The organism is Pseudomonas putida (assembly GCF_001941965.1).
GTDB lineage: Bacteria > Pseudomonadota > Gammaproteobacteria > Pseudomonadales > Pseudomonadaceae > Aquipseudomonas > Aquipseudomonas putida_L.
The window spans coordinates 51,890-59,071 of the sequence record NZ_MKZO01000034.1; the positions used below are offsets into that span (position 1 = coordinate 51,890).

Annotated in this window: 6 protein-coding genes; all 6 read right to left on the reverse strand. The window is 64.7% G+C overall.

The features are described 5' to 3' along the window. Window positions 1-17: 17 nt before the first annotated feature. On the reverse strand, window positions 18-1,277 hold the full coding sequence (locus PSEMO_RS19305; RefSeq protein WP_075804573.1) for a NupC/NupG family nucleoside CNT transporter: 1,260 nt from the start codon (window positions 1,275-1,277) through the stop codon (window positions 18-20). Window positions 1,278-1,341: 64 nt separating this feature from the next. Then, window positions 1,342-1,758, reverse strand: a complete 417-nt coding sequence (locus PSEMO_RS19310; RefSeq protein WP_075804574.1) for a cytidine deaminase — start codon at window positions 1,756-1,758, stop codon at window positions 1,342-1,344. Then, a complete protein-coding gene (locus tag PSEMO_RS19315; protein ID WP_075804575.1) occupies window positions 1,748-3,457 on the reverse strand; it encodes a bifunctional metallophosphatase/5'-nucleotidase in 1,710 nt (569 codons plus the stop codon). The genes PSEMO_RS19310 and PSEMO_RS19315 overlap by 11 nt, the downstream gene beginning before the upstream one ends. Window positions 3,458-3,473: 16 nt before the next feature. Next, entirely contained in the window at window positions 3,474-4,115 is a 642-nt protein-coding gene (locus tag PSEMO_RS19320) for a MotA/TolQ/ExbB proton channel family protein (RefSeq protein ID WP_075804576.1), read from the reverse strand. A 57-nt stretch (window positions 4,116-4,172) separates the two neighbouring features. After that, on the reverse strand, window positions 4,173-6,473 hold the full coding sequence (locus PSEMO_RS19325; protein ID WP_178392026.1) for a TonB-dependent receptor: 2,301 nt from the start codon (window positions 6,471-6,473) through the stop codon (window positions 4,173-4,175). Between the two features lie 125 nt (window positions 6,474-6,598). Further along, window positions 6,599-7,182: energy transducer TonB family protein (locus PSEMO_RS34065; RefSeq protein ID WP_075804579.1), on the reverse strand; the 584-nt coding region annotated here is incomplete at its 5' end.

The following is a 7,182-nucleotide window of genomic DNA, read 5'->3' on the forward strand; positions in this document are numbered from 1 at the left end:
ATTCAGTGGATTCAGTTTCAAAGCGCCAGGAAAACCCCGGCGAGTGCCGCGCTCATCAGGTTGGACAGCGTGCCCGCGATCACCGCCTTGAGCCCGAGGCGGGCGATTTCGGCCCGGCGGTTCGGCGCCATCAGCCCCAGGCCGCCGAGCTGGATGCCAATCGAGGAGAGGTTGGCGAAGCCGCACAGGGCAAAGGTGATGATCGCCTGGGTCTGCGCCGAGAGGACCGTCACGCCCTTGGCCGCCGCCTGCACCGGTTCCAGGTGGTTGGCGAAATCGACATAGGCGACGAATTCGTTGAGCACCAGTTTTTCCCCGATCAGCCCGCCGGCCGTGATCGCTTCGTGCCAGGGCACGCCCAACACGAAGGCTAGCGGAGCCAGCAGATAACCGAGGAGCATTTGCAGGGTCAGTTGGCCGAAGCCGAACCAGCTGCCGGTCCAGCCCAGCAGGCCGTTGAGCAGGGCGATCAGGGCGATGAAGGTCAGCAGCATGGCGCCGACGTTGAGGGCCAGGTGCAGGCCGGCCGAAGCCCCGAGTGCGGCCGCGTCGATGACGTTGGCCGGCTTGCTGCCCGGTTCGTCCGGCAGGTCGTCGGGGTCGTCATGGGGTTTTTCGGTTTCCGGCTCCATCAGCTTGGCCATCAGCAGCCCGCCGGGGGCGGCCATGAAGCTGGCGGCGATCAGGTACTTGAGTTCGACGCCGAGGCTGGCATAGCCGATCAGCACCGAACCGGCCACCGAGGCCATGCCGCCGGCCATCACCGCGAACAGCTCGGAGCGGGTCAGGCGGCGGACGAAGGGGCGGATGACCATGGGCGCTTCGGTCTGCCCGACGAAGATATTCGCCGTAGCCGACATCGCCTCGGTGCGGCTGGTGCCGAGCAGGCGCTGCAGGCCGCCGCCGATCACGCGGATCACCAGGTTCATGATCCCCAGGTAGTAAAGCACCGCGATAAAGCTGCTGAAGAACACGATCAGCGGCAGCACGCGGATGGCGAAGACGAAGCCGCCGTTGCCGAACATCTCGAACATCCTGGCGCTGCTCAGGCCGCCGAAGATGAAATCGATGCCCTGGTTGGCGTAGCCCTGCAAGGAGCCCACCGAGTCGGAAATCCCCGTCAGGGTGGCTTGCCCCCAGGGCACGTAGAGGGCGAAGGCACCCAGCCCGGCCTGCACGGCGAAGGCCGCGCCGACGGTACGCAAACGAATGGCCTTGCGGTTGCTCGACAACGCTACCGCCAACAGCAACAACACCACGATACCGATGAAGCCCATCGATGATTCCCCGGAAAAAGTCGCTCAGGCCCGCCGACGTCTCCGGTCGGTCGGGCGTTTGCCATCAGAATTCGCAGAAGGCGCCAGGCAGCAGCTTGCCGACGGTCCAGTGACGGGTCGCGGCCGGGTCATGGCCGACGCAGATCACCGGGCAGTCCAGCGCCATCAGTTCCAGCATCACCTGGCGGCAGGCGCCGCACGGCGAGATCACCGGGACCTTGGGCGCATACACCAGCATGCCCTTGAAGCTGCCGGCGGCCAGGCCCTGGCTGATGGCGCTGAACAGCGCGCTGCGCTCGGCGCAGTTGGTCAGGCCGAACGATACGTTTTCCACGTTACAGCCACGGATCACGCGGTCGTCGGCGGTGAGCAGGGCGGCGCCCACCGGGAATTCCGAGTGCGGGCACCAGGCGCTGGCGGCGGCGGCAATGGCCTCCGGCAGCAGGCGGTCGTGCAGGGCTTGCCAGTCTTCAGGGTGCATTGCTCGCGACCTCCGGGCTGATTTTCTGGATGCGTTGCTGCGCCTCGGCGAAGCCCACGGGCTGGCCTGCGCGGTCGCGTTCCTGGAGGTAGGTGATCATCGACTCGAGGTCGTTGATCCCGGTGTCGAGGCGGTCGCGGGCCTGCTTGAGCACGGTGAAGTTGTCGCCACCTTCGGCGAGGAAGCTGTTCAGGGCCAGGCGGTAGTCCTGGGCGTCCTGCACCGGCTGGCCATCGACCAGCAGGCTGTCGGCGATCACCCGCTGGCCTTTCGGGCGGCTGTCGTCATAGCGGTAGGTGAGGGAGGCAGACGGTTGCAGCGGGTAGAAGCCCATGCCGCCGTCCTGCCATTGCTGTTCCAGCAGCTCGCGCAGTTGCGCGCCGGTCAGGGTCAGCAGGGTCAGGCTGTTGTTGAACGGCTGCACCGTGGCGACCTGGCCGTAGTTGACCTGCTCCTGGCCCTCGTCGAGGGTGATGTCCATGCGCATGCCGCCCTGGTTCATCAGGGCGATCTGCGCGCCGAGGGCGCGGGTGGCGGCCAGTTGCGAGTCGGCGATGAGGTCGCCCATCGGCGATTCGCCGGCCTCGTTGACGGTGCGCAGTACTTCGCGGGCGGCGAGGCGGGCGATCGGCTTGCCTAGCAGGGCCTGGCTGCGGCTTTCGACTTCCGCCAGCAGCGGGGCGACGTCCGGGCTGGCGCTGTAGCGCTGCGCGTCGATCACCAGGTTGTGGGCCTTCACGTCGAGCAACTGGTGCTTGTCGGTGTCCACGGTCAGGGTTAGTTGGGTCAGCAGGCGGCCGAAGGAGGCGCCCTGGGTCACCAGCTTGTCGCCGAGGCGGCACAGGTAGCCTTCGTGGGTGTGGGCGGTGACCACCACCTTGATCTGCGGGTCGAGACGCCTGGCCACTTCGACCACATCGCCGCTGAGCTGGCTGCAGTCCTGCTGATCGAAGCGCTCGCTGGTCTTGCCGCCCTGGTGGATCACTGCGACGACCGCGTCGACGTTCTGCTTTTTCAGCTCGGGGAGCAGGGCATTGATCGCGTCGGCTTCGTCGACGGTGGTCAGGCCTTCCATGCTCTTGGCGCTGACATAGCTGCCGACGTTGCGCAGGGTCGCGCCGACGAAGGCGATCTTCGCGCCGTGGGCCTGTTCGATGCGGTAGCCGGCGAACACCGGTTTGCCGCTCTGCTTGTCCATCAGGTTGGCGGAAATGTAGGGGAAGCCGGCGCCCTTGAAGTCCTTGTCGAACTGGCAGGCCTTGTCGGCGCGTTCGGACTGGCAGCCGCCATTGACCTGGCGCAGCAGCTCGCCCTTGCCGTGGTCCAGCTCATGGTTGCCGACCACGGAGAATTTCAGGCCGAGCAGGTTGAGTGCCTCGAGGCTCGGCTCATCGGCCCACATCGAGGAAATCGGCGGGCTGCCGCCGACCATGTCGCCCGCGCCGATCAGCAGCAGTTGCGGGTCCTGCTTGCGCAGTTCGGCCAGGGCGCCGCTGAGCGGGCCGAGGCCACCGGCCTTGAGCTTGACCCCGGCACCGGCGGCGTCCTGGTACTGGAACGGACTGGCCAGCAGGTTGCCGTGGAAATCGTTGAGGGCGGCGATATTCACCTGCACCGGCTCGGCGGCTTTCTGGCAGCCGCTGGCCAGGAGCATCGCGGCCAGCAGCAGGGACAACGGGCGTAGCGCGAAAGACGACATGAAGAACCCCGGCCCGTCAGGCGGTTTGCAGAGTGGTGGCGGTGGCGGCGACCGGTTTGCTGGCGAACGGCGTTCCCATGCCGGCACGCAGGAGCAGCATCTTCAGGTGGTCGTTGATCAGTTCCAGGCGGTCCTGCAGGTGGTTGTTGAACACCAGGCCGACCAGGGCGATGGCGATACCCAGGGCCGTGGCGTACAGCGCGGTACCGATGCCGCGGGAGACTTCGCCCGGGTCGGAAACGCCCGCTTCGGCGAGGGCCTTGAAGGTGTCGATGATGCCGAGGATGGTGCCCAGCAGGCCGAGCAGCGGCGCGCCGGCAACCACGGCTTCGAGGATCCACAGGCCATGGGACAGCTTGCCGCGCATGGAGATGTAGATGGCCTGGCCAAGGTCTTCCAGTTCGTTGTGCGAGTGCACCTGGCTACGGCCGTCGAACAGTTGGCGCAGCAGGTCGAGGGGCAGGCTGTCGCGCTGGCGCAGCTCGGCGGGCAGTTCGTCGAAGTGGCGGACTTTCTTGTGCAGGGCGCTTTCCAGGCCACGGGCCTTGCGCAGGTTGTAGGCGAAGAAGATTCCCCGCTCGACCACCACGAAGGCGGCCAGGGCGGCAGAGCCGTACATGATGTAGAAGGTGATGTCGTGAAGCAGGTCCATGTTCATGCTGGGTGACCTCAAGGCGTGCCCGTGACCGACGCGAGGTCGGCCACGGGGCAGGGTTTAGAAGTTGGCTTCCACGGAGAGCGCGACGGTCTGCTCTTCGCCGATGGTGTAGTACGGCGTTTGCGCGCCGGCGAAGGCGGAACCGCTGCCGTTGTAGCGCACCGAGTTGAACACCGTGGTCTGCACGCCGGAGAGGTACTGGCGGTTGAACACGTTGTTCAGCGACAGGCGCACGGTGGCGTCCTTCATGTAGTTCTTGTTCACCGGCAGGCGGTAGCCGACGTTCATGTCCACGGTGGTGTAGTGCGGGATGCTCTGGTCGTTGGTCAGGTCGCCGTACTGGTTGTCGACGAACTTGCCGATGACGTTGCCGTAGAAGCGCCCGTCGTCGTAGCCCAGGCTCAGGTTGAACATGTTCTTCGGCACGCCGGCGATCTGCTTGCCCTTGGTCGGTACGTTGACGCCGTAGTAGAGCGTGTCGTTCTGCTGCTCGGCTTCGGTGTAGGTGTACGAGGCGTAGTAGTTGAAGTTGTGCGGCAGCAGGCCGCTGAACTCCAGCTCGACACCGCGGTTCTCGACTTCACCGACGTTGAGCATCAGATAGTCACCGGTGACTTCGTCACGGCTGGAGACCTGGCGATCCTTGAACTTGAGGTAGAACAGGGTGGCCGACAGGGCCATGTCGTCGGTCGCATAGCGCCAGCCGAGTTCCTGGTTCCAGCTCAGCTCGGGCTTGAGGCTGATCGAGTCGCCGGTGTTGTAGAGCACGTAGTTCGGCGGCGTGCGCATGTTGCGGGTGACGTTGTAGAACGCCTGGTTCTCTTCGTTGATCTGGTAGCGCGCGTTGAAGCTCGGGAGGAACTGGTGGTAGGTCTTGTCGCGCTTCTCAGGGGTGTCGTAGAGGCTGGCCTTCATGTCGCCATCACGCTGGGAGTGCTCGTAGGCAAGGCCCGCCGTCAGGGTCAGGTCGGGCGTGGCGCTCCAGGTGTCCTGGACGAACAGCTTGTGTACCGGGGTGATGGTGAAGTAGTTGCGGCCCTGGATCACGTTGCCATTGGCGTCGCGCGCCTGGTTGGAACCTTCGTAGTCGGCCCAGATGTCGGTCGGGCTGCCGTCGGGCTTGAGGGTCACGAACGGCTGGGTCTGGCGCTGGCGGGCGCGCTCGTACCAGTAGCCGAAGTCGATGGTGTGCTCGTCGTTGAAGGCCCAGGTCAGCTTGGTGTTGACGCCCGGACGCCAGGTTTCGGTCCAGGACGGACGGTAGTAGCGGCCGCTGACCGGATCACCGTCGGCGTTGTACTGGGCGGTGGTCTTCAGGTTGCTCAGGTCGTAGTTGCCGGAGCTGTTGGTGGTGCGGGTCAGTGTGGCCGGCGAACCGAAGGCACGGTAGCTGCCGCCGTTGGCCCAGTAGTAGTACGGGGCGACGGTCAGTTGCAGATCGTCGCGCAGTTGCCAGCGGCTGGTCACCGAGGCGGTCACGGTCTCGAACGGGTTGACGCTGGTCTTGTAGCTGGCGGTGGTCAGCTTGCCCGTGGTCGGGTTGTAGGTCGGCTCGTTGGGGAAGTCGTAGTCGTGGTCCGACTTGTACTGCGCCAGACTCGGGGAAACGTAGTTGTAGTTTTCCTGCTTGTGGTACTTGACGATGCCCTGGATCGAGTTGCCTTCGCCGAACTTGAACAGGCTGTTCAGTTCAAACTTCTCGGCATCCAGGTCGCCCTTGCCTTTCCACTTGTCGCTGTTGGTTTTCGACGCGGAAATATAGTTGCTCAGGCCGTTGTATTCGCCGGTATTGAGACGGACGAAGGTCTTGCTCAGGTTGTTGCTGCCGATGGTCTGCTTGAAGAACGCGCCGGCGTCCTTGGTCGGTTTCACCGAGACCAGGCCGATGTTGCCGCCGCTGGAACCGATATGCGGGGCGTCCAGTTCGGAGGAACCCTGGGTGACGAAAACTTCCTCGAGGTTTTCCGGGTCGCCGAGCAGGTTCGGGTAGACCTCGTAGTTGCCCGAGTCGTTGATCGGGATGCCGTCCATGGTCATGCCGATCTGGTCGGACTTCATCCCGCGCATGGTGAAGTTGAAACCGGACAGACCGCTGCTGTCGTCGCTGGAAACGTTGATGCCGGGGGTGTACTTCAACTTGTCGATGCCGTTGCCGGTCGGCGACATCTTGTCCAGGGCTTCCTTGGTCACGGTGGAGCGCGACTTGGCGGCCTCCTCCTGGACCATCTGGCCGTTGCCGACGGTCTGGCCGGTCACGTTGACGTGACCGATATCCACGGAATCTTCTGCCAGGGCCGAAGCCGTCCAACTGCCGCAACCTACAGCCAACATCATGACGAACAGCTTATCGAGTTTCACCGAGCGTCCCTCCCAATTAGAAATGTGCGATTAAGTTTTTGTCGAAGACTGGTGTTCCAGGTTCTCGCGGGCAGCCGCCCACGCGACACCAGGGGCGGGGTGTCGGTGGGCAACTTCGGTGGAACCTAGTTTTCTATGTTGTAAACAAGCGTCGCGATAAAACGGTACTTATCCCTGCCCTCGAAAACTGCATCGGGAAAGGGCCTTACTTGCTCGATCCGGCGCAAACTGGTTTGCGCTGCTTTATTCAGCAGCATGTTCGTCGCCTTCTTCTCGATCCCTGAGTCGAGCACGCGTCCTCCCCGGTCGATCAACAGCCAGACCACGACGTTGCCTTCCGGACGTTGCAGCGAGGCCTCGCGGCCCCGCGGGTATTGCTTGTACTTCTCCAGCTCCGCATGCAGGGCGGCGATATAGCCGCTCTCCAGTGCGGCCACGTTGACCGCGGGGGCCGCCGGGGGTGGTGGCGGTGCGGGCTTCGCGGCGACCGGCGCAGGGGCCGGTTTGCTCGGCGCCGGTTGTGTGACCGGCTGGGGTGGCGCTGGGGTGGGCGCCGGTTTGGCCACGACTTGTGGCTTGGGTTTCGGAGGCGGTGGCTTCGGCGCAGGTGGCTTGGGCTTGGGCGGCGGCTCCGGTATCTCAACCACTGGCTCCGGGTCCGGTTCCGGTAGGGGGACGGGCTCGGGCTCGGGTTCCGGTGGTGGAGGCG